The following is an 18,749-nucleotide window of genomic DNA, read 5'->3' as shown; positions in this document are numbered from 1 at the left end:
TCTAAATCTTTGATTTAATGGAAGATGTTCACGAACTAACCTTAAAAGTTTTAATCTCATAAGGTTTTATCTCAAATTCAAAACTATCAGCTTCAAATTTTACTTCAGCAATATCTTCTTCAATTAAATTACACTCTTTTATTTCTTTAAAATCAAAATCTAACTCAACATTTACTGTTTCTCTTCTATTTCCATATTCATAAAATCTTAGAATAAGGGCTTCACTTTTTTCAGCCTTTTTAACTGTTTCTAAAATAGTACTTTCAGCATCAATTTCTATAAATGACTTCTGCTGTGGCTGCTCCCCTAAAGAAATTGAGGAAATTACTGTTTGCAGGGGATAGTTCAGCTGATAAGCTTCCTTTACTGTTTCTCCTTCAAACCAGTCCCCACCATGTGGATAAAGACTATAAGTAAAGCTGTGTTGGCCCTGATCAGCTTCTGGATCTGGATAAATTCCTGATTTAATCAATGTTAAACGCATTGTTTGATCTTTAATATCATAACCATATTTACAATCATTTAAGAGGCTGACTCCATAATCTCTCTCCGATAAATCTGCCCATTTATGGCCAACTGTTTCGAATTTAGCATAATCCCAACTTGTATTCCAGTGCGTATTTCTTTCAACATTTCCAAATTGAATTTCATATGTTGCTTTAGTTGTTCTAAGGTCAACTGGAAAAGCTGTTTTAAGAAGGATTTGTTTTTGCCGCCAGTCAATATTTGTTTTGAAGTCGATTCGCCGTTGATTGGCATAAATTATCATTTTTTGTTTTATAGTTGAATCTAAAAGTTGCCAATCTAAGTTTACTATTATTCTATCTGAAAATTTATTTATTTTCATTTCTTTTAAATCGTTAACTTGATACTCTTTTTCCTGATAGTAAATATCAATATCCCAGGCATCAAATCGAATTGGGCGATCTTCAAAAGCCTGCAGAAGGTTAGCTTTGCTGCCTTCTGGAAGTATTTCTCTTTGATACTGCCGATCAAAAATTGAAATTATCTGCCCCTGCTCATTAAATTTTATCCTATAATATCTGTTTTCTATCATTTTTTTATCATCTTTAAGTTTAAGCAAATTTTTCTTGCTGGCAGCCCCGACATTATTAGAATTACTTTTTGATTTTAAATATTGAATTTGTCTTTCTCTAAAATCGGCTTCTTTTTTAGCAGCAATTTCTGCTTCCAGTTTTAAACCATTATTACTTTCAACGATATTATATGATTTATAACCGTTGGCAGGTATGTTATCGAGCAATATTTCTCTACCATCAAATTCAATATAGTCAGAGCGCTGCCAAGGTAGAGAATTAAAGACAACTAATTTCTTTTGATCACCTTTGATTTGAGCTGCAATTTTTTCTAAACTCGAGTTTAAGGTTGCTTTGGTGCTCGCAAAAACTTCTTTATATTCAGCTGCACTATCCTGATAAACTTCTTTAATTGATGAGCCAGGCAGAATATCATGAAATTGATTTTTAAGTACTATTTCCCAGTTCTGATTAAAGATCAGTTCTGGATATTCTAGATAATTTTTGGCTGAAGCCAAAGAATTAAAAAATTCAGCATCATGGAGTAAAATTTCAGCTTTTCTATTATTTTTCTTAATCTCAGCTTGAGAAGTGTAGGTACCCCGGTGGTATTCTAAATATAATTCTCCATCCCAAACAGGTAAATTATTGTTAGAACTGACTCTTTGATCCAGCCTGTCAAAATAAGATTCTGCTTTGCCAAATCTTATTTCCGGGATTCCTGGTATCTTTTTCATGTTTTTTCCTGCTTCAATCATTTCTCTAGTAGGCCCACCCCCACCATCTCCCCAGCCATAGGCTAAAAGAAGTTCATCATTAATATCTTTCTGTTGATAATTATCCCAAATTCCTTTAACTGATTCTGGATTCAACAAACCATTATAGGTATAAAATGATTCATTATGATTAACTTCAGGTGTTGTAATAAAATGAGTTAAAACTTCTGTTCCATCTATACCCCTCCAATTAAAAGTATCATATTCAGGACTATTAAATTGATTCCAGCTAATTTTAGTTGTCATAAAATATTTCATTCCACTTTTTTTAATTATCTGTGGTAAAGCCCAAGAATAACCAAATACATCCGGCAGCCATAAAATATTCCAATCTATCTCAAATTCCTCTTTAATAAATTGATGGCCGTGTAAAAACTGTCTAACTAAAGATTCTCCTGAGGTCAGATTACAATCTGCTTCTACCCACATCCCTCCAGTAACTTCCCATTTCCCTTCTTTGATTTTTTCTTTGATTTTGGCATAAATTTCTGGGTAGTCTTCTTTAATAAATTTATATAATTGGGGACTTGACTGGACAAAAGTATATTCTGGATATTCATCCATTAATTTTAAAACTGTTGAAAAGCTGCGAGAACATTTTTCTCGTGTATGCAGCAATTTCCAAAGCCAAGCCACATCAATATGAGAATGACCAACTACAGTAATTTTAGGCAAATTAAATTCAGTATTTAACTCAGCCAGCGATTCTTGAAGATACTGATAGGCTGATGCTGTTGTCTGTAAAAATTTTTTGGATTTAACTTGCCTAAAATCGATAATGTTTAAAGAATTATTAAGAATATTTAAAAGTTTTTCGCGTAAATTATTTCCAGAAGGCATTGTTTTAATAGATTGATAAAGAGTCTCAGCCAGATAATAATATTTTTCTACATTTTTATTTCTATACACTAAAGCAATTTTTTTAAATTCTTGTTTCCCTTCTTTAAGACCGCTAAATGCTTTGAGCACTACCTCTAAATTCTTGTTTTCTAATTCTTTTTTTTCTAATTTAACTAAAGAATGCTTACAATCAAGACCCTGAATAACTTTACCATTCAGATAGAGCAGAGATTCAGACCCTTTTAAATTACCAGAATCCCCTCTGCCAGCTATAATTTTTAAATAAAAATTTCCCGGCTCTATTTCCCAAGTTTCAGGTACATTTATCTGAGTTCTAAACCAACAGCTGATATCTTTACCACCCCATTTTGTTCCAACTTTAAAATCTTCCCCCTTGAGTTTTGAAAAATCGGGTAATGTTTTTTCTTTAATTTTAGCTGGATATTTTTTTAAATGTCCAGAAGCTATTTCTTTTTGATTAAGTGAAGATTTTAAATCTTTTAAGTATCTTTTAATTTTTTCTTCTTTTAAAAACATTATTTCACTTCCTCGATTTAAAATTTTGAAATATTCAGTTAATTTTTCACATCTACTTTTATTATATCACAGCAAGAAAAAAATGACAGCTCAATCAAGAAACTGTCATTGACTTAATTATTTATTTAAATTTTAACCGACATCTTCAAATGAATCCTTAGTTATAATTTCTTTTTTTAACTTTAAAAATTCTTCTTCCAATTCACTTAATTTATCTTTAATTGGATCCGGTAAATCAGCATGTTCTAAATCTCTTTCAGGATGAACTTTACGCCCATCTCTACTTACAACTCTACCCGGAATACCAACTACTGTAGAATTTTCTGCTACATCCTTTAAAACTACAGAACCTGCTCCAACCTTTGCATCATTACCAATTGTTATTGAGCCTAAAACCTTAGCTCCGGCTCCAACAACTACATTGTTGCCAATTGTTGGGTGTCTTTTACCTCTTTCTTTACCAGTTCCACCGAGAGTAACTCCCTGGAAAAGTGTCACATTATCTCCAATTTCAGCAGTCTCACCAATTACTACTCCCATACCATGATCAATAAAGAATCCACAGCCGATTTCTGCACCTGGGTGAATCTCAATTCCAGTCATGAACCTTGCAAACTGTGAGATCAAACGCGGAATAGTGTGCAATCCTTTTTTATATAACCAATGGGAAAAACGATGAAATAAAAGTGCATGCAAACCAGAATAAGATAAAATTACTTCTAGCAAATTATCAGCAGCCGGATCTCTATCAAAAATTGCATTAATATCACATTTAAGTGTTTTAAACATTTATTTACCTCCTGAATTCAATATAAATCGACAGGTAATATCTAATTATTTAAAAACCAAGTTATTTACTCAAGTTAATTATACAAATCCTAGAAGATAAATGCAAATATATTTAACAAATAACCCCTTTGAATTTTAGTCCACTGAGATATCTGGTACATCAGAAATAGTAAATCCTATATCTGTTCTATAATGCATATCTTTAAATTCTACATCATTAATATAATTATAAACAGTATCTATTACACTTAGTATACCTTCTCCAACTACTGTCATCCCGATTACCCGACCACTGTCAGTATAATATTTGCCATTCTCAAATTTAGTTCCAGAATGAAAGACTATTAAGTCATCATGATATTTTAAGTTTTCAAGACCTTTTATTTCATATCCTGTTTTATAAGTTAATGGATAACCTGCTGAAGCAAGTACAACACACACTGCATCACTATCATAAATTTCTATTTCCTTTTTATATTTTAATTTAACATCATTAGTCTTCTGCATTAACTCAATCAAATCTTCAGCTAATAGGGGCATAATAACTTGAGTTTCTGGATCCCCAAAACGAGCATTATAATCAATTACTTTAGGCCCACTTTCAGTTAAAATTATACCAACATGCATTACTCCTCTGTAATCTATCCCCTCACTATTAAGTGCGTGAAGAGTCGGTCGCAAAATTTCTCTGCAGATCTTATCCATCATTTCTGCATCAACATATGGCGAAGGGGAATACGAACCCATACCACCAGTGTTTGGGCCTTCTTCTCCTTCAAAAATAGCTTTATGCTCTCTAGTACTGGTTACAGGTAATATTGTCTGCCCATCAGTCAGAGCAAAAATTGAAACCTCTTCTCCTTCAATAAAATCTTCTACTACAATTCTATCTCCCGCATCTCCAAAAGCTTTGTCTTCCATAATTCTAGCAACAGCATCTTGAGAATCCTGATAATTAGAAGCAACTATTACTCCTTTACCTCCTGCAAGACCATTAGCTTTGATTACAAGTGGATATTCTGCATTTTCTAAATAATTAAGGGCATTATCAGGATCAGTAAAGACCTCATATTCACCTGTTGGTATATCATATTTATTTAAAATATCTTTAGCAAATGCTTTACTACCTTCCAATAATGCTGCCTGTTTTTTAGGTCCAAAGATCGGTATACCCCGTTCGACAAAATAATCGACAATCCCTGCAACAAGTGGTTCTTCGGGGCCAACTACAGTCATTCCTATTTCTTTTTCCTTAGCAAATTTTGCTAAGCTTTCTATGTCATTTGCTTTAATTTCTACTCTTTCTGCAATTTCTAACATACCATCATTACCTGGCGCTGCATAAATTTTATCAACATTATCACTCTGATAAAGTTTCCAGGCTAAGGCATGCTCTCTGCCTCCATTTCCTACTATTAATACCTTCATAACCGATCCTCCTCAATAATATTTATCTAATGATTGCTTGTTTCCGACCGGGTCCAACACTAATTATTTTGGCCGGGATTCCAATTAATTCCTCTATTCTTTTTATATATTTTTTTGCATTTTCAGGAAGTTGATCGTAATCTCTAATGTTTGTAATATCTTCTTCCCAACCGGGCCATTTTTCATAAATTGGCTCATAAGGAATTTCGCTTTCTAAATAAGGTGGGAATTCTTCTACAACTTCTTCTCCGTGTTTATAAGCTGTACATACTTTGATTTCATCCAGACCAGTTAAAACATCTATTTTAGTTAAAGCTATCTCGGTTAGTCCATTAACTCTAACTGCATGTTTTAAAATAGGAATATCAAGCCAACCACATCTCCGAGGACGACCTGTTGTTACTCCATATTCATGACCTTTATCTCTTAAAAATTTTCCCCATTCATTATCTAATTCTGTAGGAAATGGTCCAGCTCCAACTCTTGTTAAGTAAGCTTTAGTAACACCTATTACATCATCAATAGTTGTTGGTCCCATTCCACTTCCGGTGCAGACTCCACCTGCTGTTGGATTAGAAGAAGTAACAAATGGATATGTACCATAATCTATATCAAGCAAGGTTCCCTGTGCACCTTCAAAAAATATTTTTTTATTATTTTTATGTGCTTCATTCAGCAGCAAAGAAGTATTTGTTACATATGGTCTTAACTTTTCTATATAAGGTTGATAATTTTTAATAATCTCTTCTACCGTTAGCTTTTTGGAATCATAAACTTTTTCTAATAATTCATTATGGTAATCCAATGCTTTTTCTAATTTTGCTCTAAACCTTCCTTCATCCAATAAATCAGCTATCCGAATACCGCGACGAGCTGTTTTATCAGTATAACATGGACCGATTCCTTTACCGGTAGTTCCAATTTTACTGTCACCTTTTCTTTTTTCCTCTAAAGCATCGAGCCTTCTGTGATAAGGCATAATAACATGAGCAGTCTCTGATATATAAAGATTAGCTAAAGAAATCCCTCTTTCTTCTAAACCATCCATTTCCTCAACCATGGCCTCTGGATCTATTACTACTCCACCACCAAGTACAGATTTCTTATCTTCATATAAAATTCCCGAGGGTATTAAATGCAGTTCAAATTTGTTTTCTCCAACTATTACAGTATGGCCAGCATTATTACCGCCACCATAACGAACTACTAAATCAGCAGTTTTGGCAAGCATATCAGTAATTTTACCCTTACCTTCATCTCCCCATTGTGCACCAACAACTATTTTATTAGACATTTGAATTCTCCTCACATATTTATTATCTCTTAACTATAGTTTAACAAAGATTTGCGTAAAGTGCATCTTTTCTTACTCTTCTTACTCTAAAAGACCGGTGCGCTTAAAAATTTGATCAATATTTTTAAGATAAACCTGCCAGTCAAAAATTCTTTCAAGCTCCTCATTACTTAAATATTTACTAATTTCTTGGTCAGCAGCAATTAATTTTTTATATTCCTTTTTTTCTTCCCAGGCAGTCATCGCATTTCGCTGTGCTAGTTCGTAAGCTTCTTCACGACGAAGTCCTTTTTCAACTAAAGCCAACATTAGACGTTGAGAAAAAGTTAGGCCCAAAGTCTTTTCAAGATTTAATTTCATATTATCTTCATTAACTACCAACTCTTCAATCACACCCTTAAATTTATAAAGCATATAATCTAATAAAATTGCACTATCTGGCAGGATTACCCTCTCAACTGAAGAATGAGTTAAATCTCTTTCATGCCAGAGAGTGATATTTTCTAAGGCCGGAACCACATTACCACGAATAACCCGGGCCAGCCCACTTAAGCGCTCACAAACTATAGGATTTTTTTTATGAGGCATGGCAGAAGAACCTTTTTGCCCCTTGCGAAATCCTTCTTCCACCTCTAAAATATCAGTCCGCTGGAGATTTCTAATTTCTGTAGAAAATTTTTCTATAGAAGCTGCTGCAAGTGCAATTCGTTCTATAAAATCAGCATGTCTGTCTCTCTGCAAAATCTGAGAACTGACTACAGCATTTTTTAAACCTAATATTTCACATACCCTTTTTTCAACTGCTGGATCAATAGTAGCAAAAGTACCAACTGCTCCCGAAATTTGTCCAACAGCAACCACCTCTTCCAGTTGTTTAAAACGCTTAATCTGTCTCTCGATTTCCTGATACCAGTTTAGAAGTTTTAAGCCCCAGGTTATTGGCTCTGCATGAACCCCATGAGTTCTTCCCACCATTATTGTATCTTTAGCAGCCAATGCTTTTTCGGCTAATACATTATGTACTTTCTCTAAATCTTCTAAAATTATTTTGCAGGCCTGCTGCATTTGAATAGAACGAGCAGTATCCTTAATATCTGAAGAAGTAACTCCCTCATGTATAAAACGAGATTCCTCGCCCAATTTTTCAGAAACCCCTTCAATAAAAGCAATCATGTCATGACGTGTTTTAGCTTCAATTTCTTTGATTCTTTTTAGATTAACTTCAGCTTCTTTTTCAACTTTTTCGGCTGCACTAATTGGTATTTCTCCTAGCTCAGCTCTTGCCTTTAAAATAGCTAGTTCAATTTCAAGCCAAATTTCGTATTTGTTTTCCTCACTCCAGATATTTTCCATCTCTGCTCTACTATATCTTGAAAGCATATAAATAATCTCCCTTTCTTTTTTTTCCTTATTTAGTTTATATTTACTTTTAAATTAATATTAGGCTTATTTCGTCATTTTTAGTGCTGATAAGCCATAAATTAAGTTATTCTCTTTTTTTCAGTTTAATATTAGCAGATGCAGTAGGTGCTGTCAAGATTATCAGCCTCTGTAGTTGAATTTTAAGTCAATAACACATATAATTATTAACTGCAGTTAAGAAATTTATTGGATTTCTCTTAAAAAATCTCTCAAATCTGATATAATGATAATAAGAATTTAATTTCTGAAGGGTTGACGGTGATAAAATGAAGAAAATTTATTATAAAAAAAATATAGATTTAAGTGAACCTGAGAGTAGACAACTTTTAACTTTTGGGGACAGTTTAATTGAAAAAGGGTTTTTGCGTCAATTTTCTGGTGACGAAACTAAGGTTTTAATTTATCTTTTAACTCACCTTAAAGAAGACAATGAAATAGAAATTGAATTACCTCTGGCAGCCGGAGCTCTTGGCCTTAAAATAAAAAATCTCAGAAAAATAATTTCTAATTTAGCTGTGACCGGAATTATTAATCGTGAAACTGCTGAAGGAGAAAGTTTTTTTAATTCTTATTTAAATTTAAAAGCTGTTATTGAGAAAAAAGAAGAATCAGAGCAGTTTACAAATGTTTCTACAGCTGGAGCTGGATCAGAAGTAAGAAAACAGTTGATTAACAGTAATTCCGCTTCTGAAAATGAGATTGCTGCGGCTTTAATCTCTTTTTTACCACCTAATAATAGAAATATACATCGTCGAGAAGAAATAAAAAGCTGGCTCAATGATTTCGAAAATAAGATGCTTAAAGAGTTAGTTCGCAGAGTTGATAAATGGCTTAAACGCCAGGGTGGAAGTGATCATCTTCAGGGTGCTTATGCCTATTTAAAAGCTATTATAGATAACTGGTATCAAGAAGAAATTACAACTTATGAAAAATTACAAAAACAAGATAAACTACATCGAGAAACTAAAGAACTAGCCCGCGCCTATGGTATTAGGTCTTTTTCTTCTAATACAGCTCAACTAAAAACTTTTCAGAGCTGGTTAAGTGGAGAGCAGGCTTTAAGCAAAGAACTTGCTCTTGCTGCAATTAGAGAAGCTGTACGCCGCAAAAGAGACGGTCAGCCTTCTTTAAAATATGTTGAAGATAATTTTATTAATCCAATTAAAGAACTCGGTATCAGCAGCCTTGCTGATTTTAGACGCTGGCTGCAGAAAGAAATGGACCAAAAATCTTCTGAACCCGACCAACGAGATCAAAACACTTCTAAAAACAAAAATAAAAAAGAAGATAAAAACAAAGCTGATAAATCTAAAACAAAAAATTCAGATGAAAATAAGGATAATTACAAATGGAAGGATTTTTTCATTGATTTCGATAAATATAAAGAATAAAAATAATTTCTTAAATCGACAAATGGTATCTGCACAAAATTTGGAAAGGGGATAGATTATGCCACTACAGTTTAATTCAAATAAATATCAGGGTAAGGCCAGAGAAAAATACTTAGAAGCTGAAAAAAGAATACAAAAAATTCATAACCAATATCCTGATGTTAAGCAGGCATATAGTTATTTGAATTCCCTCAAAAGAGAATATAAAATGCTAAAAGTTGGCTTATTCAGCCAAGAAAAAAATGAGCAAAATTCAATTGAAGAATTAAAAAATGAAATTGATCATCTTGAATCTCACTATCACGAGCTTCTTAAAAAACACGATATTCCTCTAGACTATAAAGAGCCTAACTGGGACTGTGAAAAATGTCATGATACTGGCCGCATTTACAGAAACAATCAGTATCTTGTTTGCAGCTGTGCTAAAAGTGATTTAAGAAAACGAAAACAAAAAAATGGTAATTTACCCCGCCACCTACACACAGCTACCTTTGCTAATGCCAATTTGAACTACTATGAAGCTGATTTAATAACTGATAGCGGCATGAACTACCGTGAAAATGCCCAGAAAATATATAGTTTAGCTTCTTCTTTTGTCCAAAAATTTAATTCAGATGGTATCAGCCAAGGTCTTATTATTGAAGGACCAATAGGAAGTGGCAAATCATACCTTTTGGGATCTATTGCCAATGCTTTAATTGATCGGGGTATTCATTTTCGCTATATAGTTTATTCAGATCTGCTCCAGAAAATAAGGAGCAGCTATAATCAGGATAGTCCTGAGGCCGACGAAAAACAAATTTTAAGTACAGTTCAACAAATACCTGTACTTTTAATAGATGATCTGGGGACAGAAAAAGCAACAGAATTTGCATCTTCTACCCTTTATCAAATTATTGATCACCGCTACAGAGAGGAAAAACCTATTATTTTATCAACAAATTATTCAGTTAAAAATTTAAAAAATCGTTTCCCAGTAATGGGAGAGCGTATTTTTCAGCGTCTTTTAGAAATGAATAAATATTTAGAACTTGCAGGTAATGTACGAGTTAAAAAAATTGAAGAAAGACAGGAGGCCTAATTATGTCAGCAAAAGTACAAAGTGTAAAAAAAGATGATAGATATAATAAAAATGAATATCAGCTACTAGGCATCCTGCTGCAGTATCCTGATAAAATTGATGAAGTTGCTGATCTACTTGAGGTCAAACATTTTCTTGATCCTCAGGCTCAAATTATTTTTGATCTATTACTAAAACAATACCAGCAGGATAATCAAATTTCCCGAACAAAACTATTAATAGATCTTCAGAACCAGAACGCTGTTGATCAGGCTGAAGAAATCATAGAAAGGCTTACTTCTGGTTTTAATACTATAGATGAGCTAAAGCCAACAATTGATTTAATTAAAAAGGATTATCAGCGCTCACTTTTAAAAAGAGCATCAAATAAGCTGCAGGAATTGACTCAAGCTAATGATTTAACAATTGATGATTATCAGGCTCGCGCTCAAGAGATAATTTTTCAAGCAACAAATGAAAGTAATGACTTAGAAAAACATATCTACAATATGGAAGAAGTCCTTATGGAATCTTTTTCCAACTACATGGATCGTAAACATAAAAAGGCGGATGTTGGTTTACGCAGTGGTTTTATTTCTCTTGATAATCTAATTGGAGGTTTTAAAAGAGGTCATTTAACTGTCATTGCGGCTTCCACCTCTATGGGAAAAACAGCTTTTGCTATTAACATTGCTAAAAATGTTTTAAAAAGAAAGGCTAAGGTTGCTGTAATTTCACTTGAGATGGATGCAACTGAAGTTGTAGATAGAATGGTTGTCCAGGAATCTCAGGTTAATGCCTGGAAATATACTCAAGGAGAAACCAATGATGAAGAAGACCAACGAGTTTCCAAAGCTCTAGATAATTTACATGAGCTGCCTTTAATGATTTCTGATGAGCGCGGACTCAATACTGCTCAAATAAGAGCTCGATTACGGAAATTTAAGGCTCAAATGGATGGCCTAGATTTAGCTATTGTTGATTACCTGCAGATGATTCAGCTGCCAGAAGAACATGCCCAAAACACTTCGCGTGCTGTTGGTCAAATTGTACTACAGCTTAGAAATTTAGCTTCGGAACTTGATATACCTGTTATTCTAATTTCGCAGATTTCTCGTAGTTTTACAAGCCGTCAGGATAAAAGACCTGTTTTATCTGATTTAAGAGACTCCGGTAATATTGAGGAGGTTGCTGATGGTGTTATTTTCCTTTATCGTCATGCGCATACCTCTGCCAAAGCCCGCGAAGAAGCTGAGGCCGAAGGTACAGAAAGTGACACAGATATAATTATTGCTAAGCAGCGTACAGGTCAAACTGGAGCAATAAAACTCTTTTTTGAAGAAGAATTTATTCGCTTTGTTGATCCGGAAAATCTATCACTGGAAGGAACGATTCCCCATGGCTAATTTAGGCAGTTTAGATTTAAAACTGGTTCTTTCTTTTGCAAACGCCTATCGCCGCCTCAATGAAAAAGGAGAAATTAGTGATCAACAATTAAAAGAGGTTATGAAATTAGTTGAAAATTATCAAAGCTTTGCTCCAGATGAATTTAAAAAACGATTACATGAGATTTTTCCTAAAAGTGATTTTTAAAGCGTATACGCACCGGGAAGCACTCAAATTATATTTATGTTGAAGTTGAAAACTCCAGCCACTAAGCTGGAGTTTTTTTGCTGCTAAATATCATAATATTTGGAGTCATCATCATTACCATTTTTGTCCTGATCAGAATTGCTTTCCTCTTTTTCCTGTTCTTCATACACTGGCTCAGAGCTTATATCATAATCAACATCTATGTGTTCTGGTCTTTCTGGTATGATGGCCCAGGCTACAATGTAAGCCATAAGGCCTGCTCCCCAGATAAATATTAAAATTACTGCTCCCAAACGAACCAGAGTTGGGTCAAGGTCAAAGTATTCTGCTATTCCACCACAGACTCCACCAACTTTTTTGTTTTTTCGGGAACGATAAAGTTTTTTCATTATTATTCACCTCTTTATTTAGATTAATAGTTCTTTTTCTTCCACACTTCCACACAAAAGTGGAGGTTTTTAATTTGTTTCTTTATTTAATTATAAAACAAATTTAAAAAAATTAACAGACAGGAATGTTAGTTGAAGATTAAAAAGTGTAGCTTAAATTAATTTCTACAGCTTTAGCCTCTCCACCAAGCACCTCATCTTCTTTACCAGCGGCAATGCTGCCCCTCAGCTCAAGTAAAAGATTGCTGCCAAAAAGATAAGAATAATTAGGGATGAAAATTGTACTGCCATCATCTAAATAACTAACTGTCATAATTCCAATAGAAGAAAACTCATCAAGTTCATAACTTATATTTGTATTGAAAAAATCTAAATTTTCAAAAGAACTAGAACCTGAGTCTGCAGCAGGCTGCTCTGCTCCATTTTCTGTACCAAGATTGAAAAAATCAAAAGCTGAAATATCTCCTGCTGCACCTTCTAATCTTAAATACTCCCCCTGCAGAAAAAGCTGGCTGCCGGCAAGAAAATGATAGCTGTAATCTGCTCCAAGCTGATAGATATCATAGTCAATTTCACTATCCCGCCAGAGCCCATAAGCGCCATAAACTCCAAGCGGCCCAAGATCACCTTTGGCTGTCAGGCCATAACGTTCAAAATCAGCATTATCTGCCACAGGAGTCTGCACATAACTGGCACTTAAATCATAACCTTTATAAGTAGTCCTTCCTCTTAAGGCCCATTTGTGCTCTTTACCATCTATGTCAGAGGCCACAAAAGTCAAACCACTGCCCCAGTTAATCGGATAGTATAATTCAATTCCATTTACATATTTAGCCCTACTTTCTTCTTCTAAGTTTTCTGCACCCAAACTGTAATCAACTGGATTAATTAAGGCTCCATAAGACCAGGAAACAGGCTGTTTCCCCAATTTTACAGTTAGAGGACCTAGCTTTTGTCTTAAATAGAGCTTTTTAAACCAGAGTTCAACTTGATCTTCAGCTTCTTCATCAAGGCTAATAACAGTCCGATTTTGAATGTCGAGCGGAAAATCATACGGTAAATACCATTCTAACTCCAATTCTGCTGCCAGAGAATTATTCAGTTCTGAATCAGCATAAGTTAAATTACTGTTCAAACTAGCCTTACCACCAATATCAGCAGTTAGCACCGGCTTTGAAAATAAAATAACCAAGCTGATCAATATTATTAATAAAAAGCTCTGGCTCCTAGTTGAAAATTTCATTTTTAAAATCACTTCCCCATAACTTTGCCGAAACTATTATTTTAATCAGATTATCTACTTTTTTTATTTTCTTTTTCATTTTCTTTTTTTAAAATTTTAGCGTAATCTTTCCAGAGTAAAGATATTATCGGGCAATTCAGGGTTAAATTCGATTTTATTTACTATAAATTCAGTACTTGTATTCTGCCGCAGTTTATTTTCCATTACCATATGCACTGGATACCAGCGGCCTTCAATTTCTTCTACCTCTAAAATATAAGCCTCTTTAAGCAGTCTGCCACTTTCTGCGTAAAGCTCTTCTTTTAAACCAACAAATCTCTCTTTGTCAATCCAGACTACTCTTCTGTAATAACTAACCTCTTTACCGGGAACTTTTACCCCTTCTAATTTATAGGTAGGTCTCCCTTTATATTCTTCTTCAGCAATAATTTCAAAGTTATAAAGATCTGTCAACTTGTCAGATTCAAGCATATCCTGATAGGAAAAATCACTACCCATCATCCCCTGCTCTAACATATGGCCTGAGATCTTAACTAGATCCTCAGCCTGAGGAAAAAACATCCAAAGATCATCATCTCTTTTTAAAAATCTGGTTCCTCTATCTCGCGGATTTGTGAATTCTGCCAGCGCTTTTTCTTCATCCTGCCAACTGCGCATAGTTTTTGTCTGAGTTCTGCCACTATTTTTAATAATCATTTCCGCCTCTGAATAAGCAGTAATTATATATTCATTTTCATCTCGGCGGTTAATTATTTCTTCTGCAGTTAAGTCCTCTGCCGCTGCAGAAAAGTTGACCATAACTAAAATAATCAAAAACAATAAAATATTAAATAAGACTTTTGATTTTCTATGCTTTTGATTTTTAAAATAATTAAACATAATTCTATCTCCTTTCTGAATACCCTTTATATTAAAATTTATTTTTCTGTCTCAAAATTGAAAAACTGTTCTTTTAGATTTTAGATTTCACGCAGAGCCTCAGTTGGATCAAGTTTTGCTGCCCTTCGTGCCGGAATAATCGCAGTTAAAGTTGTGACAACTACTCCAATTATAAAAGCAAATACCATATGCTCAAATTTATAGGTCGGATAAATAATTGGATTCATCAAAACATCAATATCTTCAAAAGCTGCACTATAATCAAAACCTACTTTAGATAAATAATAGTTTAGAGCACCTCCGCCAAGAGCTCCTAAAAAGCTGCCGATAACTGCCATTGCAAAACCTTCTAGAATAAAAAGTTGTAAAATTTCTCTACTTTTTAGGCCGAGTGCACTCATCATTCCAATCTCCTGAGTTCTTTCTTTAACTATCATTACAAGAGTATTAATTACTACTATTGAGGATAAAAGGACTAAGAAAAGATAAATAAAATTATAGATTGTCTCACTGACTTCTAATAGCTGAATAAAGCTGTTTCCATTTTTCCAGCTCTGGGCCAGATACTTTTCTCCTCCATTTTGATCTAAATAATTTCTAACAGCAGGAAGATAGCTCATAACCTGATCTCTATCATCAGTCACTAAAAGCAATTCTGTACTTTCTCCATTTAAATACAACAGCTGTCTTGCCGTATCAAGTGGCATAAAAACAACCTGTTCATTTAATAAAGGCAGATTACTCTCTAGTTTACCAACTATCTCAAAAGTTGCTCCCTGAAATGAACTGAAGGCTGTAGTATAGACCATTGTCACTTTTTCGCCGACACTTCTATTAATTTTATCCAGCAAATCTGTCCCCATCACAACTTCTCTTTTGCCGGCTTCTACCATTCTACCTGTAGTTAATTCACGACCGATATTGGTAAATTGAATTTCTTTGTCTCCCTCAACTCCCCAGGCCAGCATCTGAACTAATTCTTCTTCAGTACTTACTGCCGCTCCAAATTTCAACCGGGGAATTACCATTTCAATTCCTTCTAGACTAATTAAGTCTGATTCCATCTCTGCTAGCGACTTATTTTCTAAACCATTAACAGTATAATTTAAAGAAAGCAGTTTTTCTTTTTGTTCATATTCCTGATCAATTATTTTGATATGACCTGTATCATAGTGGATATAAAGTGAATAAGTATCCTCAATCATACCATCAATTAAGCCCCTTGTAAAAACAATTACCAGCACTGCAAAGGCAATAGCCAGGATAGAAACTACAGTCCTCAATTTGTTTCTAAACATATTTTTGAAAGCAATATTTATTAAAAACTTCATCTCCTAACCTCCTTAGCGATGATAAATTGCTTTTACGGGGTCTTTTCTTGCAGCCCATAAAGCAGGGAAAACACTTGCCAAAACGGAAATTGCTACTCCATAGAAAAAAACAAAGACAAAAGAATTAATTTCCCAGCCGGCATATATTGTACCTGTTAAAGGAAACCCATAATTCATATCTCCCCCAGCCGTTATGGTAGACATATCAATTCCATTAATATTGAAAATAGCAAGTCCAATTATTCCCATAATGATTCCCATTATACCTCCAATAAAGCCTATACCAGCCGCTTCTCCCATAAAGGTATATACAATTTCTCTTTCATGCATTCCCAGAGCTTTCATCATTCCCAGTTCTTCCATCCGTTCTAAGGCAGATAGAATAACTGTGTTGATAATTCCAACTGCTGCTAGCGTCAGGATTACCGCCAGTACAACCTGTGTTTCAATATCCTGCATTTCAATCATAGTTACCAAACTTCTGGCTGCATCTTTCCAAGAATAAGCTTTAAAAGGTGATTCTAAGCTTTCACTTAGACTTTCTGCTGCAGCCACTGCCTGATCCTGGTCCTCTAATCTAACTACATAATGACTAATTTTATTTTCTATATTTAAACGATTTTGAGCGGTAGATAAAGGCAAAAAGACATTGCTTTCGTTTAAACTTGGGTGAGGAGTGTTAAATAAACCTACTATCTCTCCATCAATTGTATTAAATGTTTTTTCTTCTGTTCTAATCAGCATTACGGCATAATCTCCAAGCTTAAATTCCATTAATTCGGCCAGCTTTGCTCCCATTATAATTTCGCTGCTGGCCTGTCTGGGCATTCTTCCTTCTACTAGATACTGTTCCAATTCAAAGACAGTGCTGTCTTTTTTTAAATCAATCCCAACTCCAGTCACCGGGAGTTCGTCTATTCCGTTGTTTAAATTAACAGCAAAATTAAGCCTCTCTGTCATAGCTTCAAAACCTTCAGTTTCTTTTATCTTATTTTCAAGTTCTGCTGAAGGTATTATTAAATTTTTTAAGGGAAGTTCTTTTCTATCTTCCCAATAACTCTGATCTGCTACCTGCAGATGACCACTTTCTAAATTAATAATATTATCAAATGACATCTCGGTCATACCTAACATTAGGCCTTCTGTCATCACATAAATTAAAATAGCAAAAGCAATTATCAGAGCAGTGATCAGAGTTCTTCTTTTGTGACGAGTCAGATTTTTAAATGCCATTTTCAGAAAAAACATCACTAATCCCTCCTCTGATCTTTACTAATTTTTCCGTCCTTAATTTCAATTAAGCGACGGGCATAATCCATCACTTGAGGATCATGGGTTGAAAAAATAAAGGTTGTATTTAATTCTTGATTCATTTCTTTCATTAATTCTAAAACCTCTTTACTAGTTTCCGAATCAAGATTTGCTGTTGGCTCATCTGCTAAAACAAGTTTTGGTTCTTTAATTAAAGCCCTTGCAATTGCCACTCTCTGTTTTTGACCGCCAGAAAGTTCATTTGGACGACGGTTAGCCATATCCCCAAGTCCTACTTCTTCTAAAAGTGACATAACTTTATCTTTTCTTTCTTTTTTGCTGTGTTTATCTATTAATCTGATTGCAAATTCAACGTTTTCAAAAGCAGTTAAAACAGGTATTAAATTATAACTCTGAAAAACAAAACCTAAATTGTAGCGTCTTATCTCTGCCAATTCTTTATTCTTTAGATCATTGATTGAATGACCATCAAAAATAATTTCTCCAGCCGTTGACTTATCAAGACAGCCTATCATATTTAAAAGTGTAGTTTTCCCAGAACCTGAAGGACCAAAGATAGTTGTGAATTCTCCCGATTTAATCTCCATATCTATACCTCTCAAAGCAGGCACTTCTATTTTACCCTGTTGATAAATTTTTTCCAGCCCAATTAGTTTAATTAGTGACATTTTTATCCCCCTTTGCTATACCATTTTTCATAATATAAAGCAGTTTATCTACATACTTCATAATTTCATCCAAATTATCAGGATTGTGATTTTCAAAAAAATAACTGACAATACTGATTGAAAAATCAGTTAAAATATGAGCAGTAAATTTAATGTCAATCTCTGGATCAACTTCTCCTTTATGAACAGCTTCTTCTAATAACTGTAAAAAAAACTCATTGCTTTTAGGCCGGCTATCAGCATAAATTTCTTCTTTCAGTCTTTCATTATTTCCATTCAACAATTTATTACCAATTTCAGAAAATAATGGGTATTCTTTTTTAAACTGAATGCCGGCAATAAAAAGCTTCCTTAAAAGCTCAAAAAACTCCAGTTTCTGATAATCCTGTAATTTCAGAGAAAGAAATTTCATTTTCTCAGCTGTTGCCTGATCAATAATATATTTATAGAGATCCTTTTTATTTTGAAAATACTGATAAAAACTTCCCTTAGAAATATCTGCCTTTTCAATTATTCTGTTAATACTCGTTTTTAAATATGGATAAGCGGCAAATTCTTTTAAAGCAGCATCTATAATTCGGCTTTTCTTTTCAGCTTCAAGATTAAAAAAAGTTTGTTTAGGCATTGCCTCACCTTCTTTTTTATTTTATGTTAGTTTTCAGAAATAATATGACTTTATAGTCATGTGACTTCGTAGTCATATTATATTCCTTTAATTTTAATTTGTCAATTTTTTTTGAAGACTTTAAGAAAAAAGCTGCTGCTCCTTCTTCTTAAATTAATTTTATAAAATAAATTTA

The 18,749-nt window shown here is 33.8% G+C and carries 16 protein-coding genes; 4 read left to right on the top strand and 12 right to left on the bottom strand.

Translation table 11 applies throughout. The annotated features are described in order from the left end of the window. Window positions 1–28 precede the first annotated feature (28 nt). The 5 genes from HSACCH_RS08690 to purB all read right to left on the bottom strand — a co-directional run bounded on the left by HSACCH_RS08690 (window position 29) and on the right by purB (window position 8,081). Window positions 29–3,190 carry an alpha-mannosidase gene (locus HSACCH_RS08690; RefSeq protein ID WP_005489238.1) on the bottom strand — a complete coding sequence of 1,054 codons (3,162 nt, stop codon included), beginning with the start codon at window positions 3,188–3,190 and terminating at the stop codon, window positions 29–31. A gap of 132 nt (window positions 3,191–3,322) precedes the next feature. Beyond that, window positions 3,323–3,979, bottom strand: a complete 657-nt coding sequence (cysE, locus tag HSACCH_RS08685) for a serine O-acetyltransferase (RefSeq protein ID WP_005489237.1) — start codon at window positions 3,977–3,979, stop codon at window positions 3,323–3,325. A 135-nt stretch (window positions 3,980–4,114) separates the two neighbouring features. Continuing rightward, window positions 4,115–5,407, bottom strand: coding sequence for a phosphoribosylamine--glycine ligase (gene purD, locus HSACCH_RS08680; protein ID WP_005489236.1), 1,293 nt, complete (start codon window positions 5,405–5,407; stop codon window positions 4,115–4,117). 22 nt (window positions 5,408–5,429) lie between these two features. Further along, window positions 5,430–6,701: an adenylosuccinate synthase gene (locus tag HSACCH_RS08675; RefSeq protein ID WP_005489235.1), complete on the bottom strand. Its 1,272-nt coding sequence runs from the start codon at window positions 6,699–6,701 to the stop codon at window positions 5,430–5,432. Window positions 6,702–6,782: 81 nt separating this feature from the next. Then, the gene (gene purB / locus HSACCH_RS08670) at window positions 6,783–8,081 is read right to left on the bottom strand and encodes an adenylosuccinate lyase (protein ID WP_005489234.1); all 1,299 of its coding nucleotides are present in this window, start codon (window positions 8,079–8,081) and stop codon (window positions 6,783–6,785) included. Between the two features lie 308 nt (window positions 8,082–8,389). On the opposite strand from purB, the gene HSACCH_RS08665 reads away from it, so the two are divergent. The 4 genes from HSACCH_RS08665 to HSACCH_RS08650 are packed head-to-tail and all read left to right on the top strand — an operon-like array spanning window position 8,390 to window position 12,167. Then, window positions 8,390–9,514 carry a DnaD domain protein gene (locus tag HSACCH_RS08665; protein WP_005489233.1) on the top strand — a complete coding sequence of 375 codons (1,125 nt, stop codon included), beginning with the start codon at window positions 8,390–8,392 and terminating at the stop codon, window positions 9,512–9,514. Window positions 9,515–9,572: 58 nt separating this feature from the next. Further along, a complete protein-coding gene (locus HSACCH_RS08660) occupies window positions 9,573–10,595 on the top strand; it encodes an ATP-binding protein (protein ID WP_005489232.1) in 1,023 nt (340 codons plus the stop codon). Between the two features lie 2 nt (window positions 10,596–10,597). Beyond that, window positions 10,598–11,980: a replicative DNA helicase gene (locus tag HSACCH_RS08655; RefSeq protein WP_005489231.1), complete on the top strand. Its 1,383-nt coding sequence runs from the start codon at window positions 10,598–10,600 to the stop codon at window positions 11,978–11,980. After that, window positions 11,973–12,167: a hypothetical protein gene (locus HSACCH_RS08650; protein WP_005489229.1), complete on the top strand. Its 195-nt coding sequence runs from the start codon at window positions 11,973–11,975 to the stop codon at window positions 12,165–12,167. Before HSACCH_RS08655 ends, HSACCH_RS08650 begins: the two co-directional genes overlap by 8 nt. An 83-nt stretch (window positions 12,168–12,250) precedes the next feature. Here HSACCH_RS08650 and HSACCH_RS13610 read toward each other — a convergent pair whose 3' ends face one another. From HSACCH_RS13610 to HSACCH_RS08615, 7 genes are all read right to left on the bottom strand, one after another. Further along, window positions 12,251–12,556, bottom strand: a complete 306-nt coding sequence (locus HSACCH_RS13610; RefSeq protein WP_005489227.1) for a PspC domain-containing protein — start codon at window positions 12,554–12,556, stop codon at window positions 12,251–12,253. Window positions 12,557–12,695: 139 nt separating this feature from the next. Continuing rightward, window positions 12,696–13,748: a porin family protein gene (locus tag HSACCH_RS08640; protein WP_235044009.1), complete on the bottom strand. Its 1,053-nt coding sequence runs from the start codon at window positions 13,746–13,748 to the stop codon at window positions 12,696–12,698. 147 nt (window positions 13,749–13,895) lie between these two features. Beyond that, window positions 13,896–14,678 (bottom strand): outer membrane lipoprotein-sorting protein, encoded by a 783-nt coding sequence (locus HSACCH_RS08635; RefSeq protein ID WP_005489225.1) that lies wholly within the window; start codon window positions 14,676–14,678, stop codon window positions 13,896–13,898. Between the two features lie 80 nt (window positions 14,679–14,758). After that, window positions 14,759–16,009, bottom strand: coding sequence for an ABC transporter permease (locus tag HSACCH_RS08630; protein WP_005489223.1), 1,251 nt, complete (start codon window positions 16,007–16,009; stop codon window positions 14,759–14,761). A gap of 12 nt (window positions 16,010–16,021) precedes the next feature. After that, window positions 16,022–17,257 (bottom strand): ABC transporter permease, encoded by a 1,236-nt coding sequence (locus HSACCH_RS08625; RefSeq protein ID WP_005489222.1) that lies wholly within the window; start codon window positions 17,255–17,257, stop codon window positions 16,022–16,024. Between the two features lie 2 nt (window positions 17,258–17,259). Continuing rightward, complete coding sequence (locus HSACCH_RS08620; RefSeq protein ID WP_005489221.1) at window positions 17,260–17,949, bottom strand: ABC transporter ATP-binding protein; 690 nt, start codon at window positions 17,947–17,949, stop codon at window positions 17,260–17,262. Then, window positions 17,936–18,574: a TetR/AcrR family transcriptional regulator gene (locus tag HSACCH_RS08615; RefSeq protein ID WP_005489220.1), complete on the bottom strand. Its 639-nt coding sequence runs from the start codon at window positions 18,572–18,574 to the stop codon at window positions 17,936–17,938. Before HSACCH_RS08615 ends, HSACCH_RS08620 begins: the two co-directional genes overlap by 14 nt. Between the last annotated feature and the right edge of the window lie 175 nt (window positions 18,575–18,749).

This window comes from Halanaerobium saccharolyticum subsp. saccharolyticum DSM 6643 (assembly GCF_000350165.1).
Taxonomy (GTDB): domain Bacteria; phylum Bacillota; class Halanaerobiia; order Halanaerobiales; family Halanaerobiaceae; genus Halanaerobium; species Halanaerobium saccharolyticum.
Note: the sequence above shows the minus strand (reverse complement) of the source record. Positions and strands in the feature narration are given on the sequence as shown.

Bases quoted from the DNA above. Each gene is read 5' to 3' on its own strand.
- HSACCH_RS08625 (WP_005489222.1), bottom strand. From the start codon at position 17,257: ATGTTTTTTCTGAAAATGGCATTTAAAAATCTGACTCGTCACAAAAGA.
- HSACCH_RS08615 (WP_005489220.1), bottom strand. From the start codon at position 18,574: ATGCCTAAACAAACTTTTTTTAATCTTGAAGCTGAAAAGAAAAGCCGA.
- purD (WP_005489236.1), bottom strand. From the start codon at position 5,407: ATGAAGGTATTAATAGTAGGAAATGGAGGCAGAGAGCATGCCTTAGCC.
- cysE (WP_005489237.1), bottom strand. From the start codon at position 3,979: ATGTTTAAAACACTTAAATGTGATATTAATGCAATTTTTGATAGAGAT.
- HSACCH_RS08635 (WP_005489225.1), bottom strand. From the start codon at position 14,678: ATGTTTAATTATTTTAAAAATCAAAAGCATAGAAAATCAAAAGTCTTA.
- HSACCH_RS13610 (WP_005489227.1), bottom strand. From the start codon at position 12,556: ATGAAAAAACTTTATCGTTCCCGAAAAAACAAAAAAGTTGGTGGAGTC.
- HSACCH_RS08630 (WP_005489223.1), bottom strand. From the start codon at position 16,009: ATGAAGTTTTTAATAAATATTGCTTTCAAAAATATGTTTAGAAACAAA.
- HSACCH_RS08650 (WP_005489229.1), top strand. From the start codon at position 11,973: ATGGCTAATTTAGGCAGTTTAGATTTAAAACTGGTTCTTTCTTTTGCA.
- purB (WP_005489234.1), bottom strand. From the start codon at position 8,081: ATGCTTTCAAGATATAGTAGAGCAGAGATGGAAAATATCTGGAGTGAG.
- HSACCH_RS08660 (WP_005489232.1), top strand. From the start codon at position 9,573: ATGCCACTACAGTTTAATTCAAATAAATATCAGGGTAAGGCCAGAGAA.
- HSACCH_RS08675 (WP_005489235.1), bottom strand. From the start codon at position 6,701: ATGTCTAATAAAATAGTTGTTGGTGCACAATGGGGAGATGAAGGTAAG.
- HSACCH_RS08655 (WP_005489231.1), top strand. From the start codon at position 10,598: ATGTCAGCAAAAGTACAAAGTGTAAAAAAAGATGATAGATATAATAAA.
- HSACCH_RS08690 (WP_005489238.1), bottom strand. From the start codon at position 3,190: ATGTTTTTAAAAGAAGAAAAAATTAAAAGATACTTAAAAGATTTAAAA.
- HSACCH_RS08620 (WP_005489221.1), bottom strand. From the start codon at position 17,949: ATGTCACTAATTAAACTAATTGGGCTGGAAAAAATTTATCAACAGGGT.
- HSACCH_RS08665 (WP_005489233.1), top strand. From the start codon at position 8,390: ATGAAGAAAATTTATTATAAAAAAAATATAGATTTAAGTGAACCTGAG.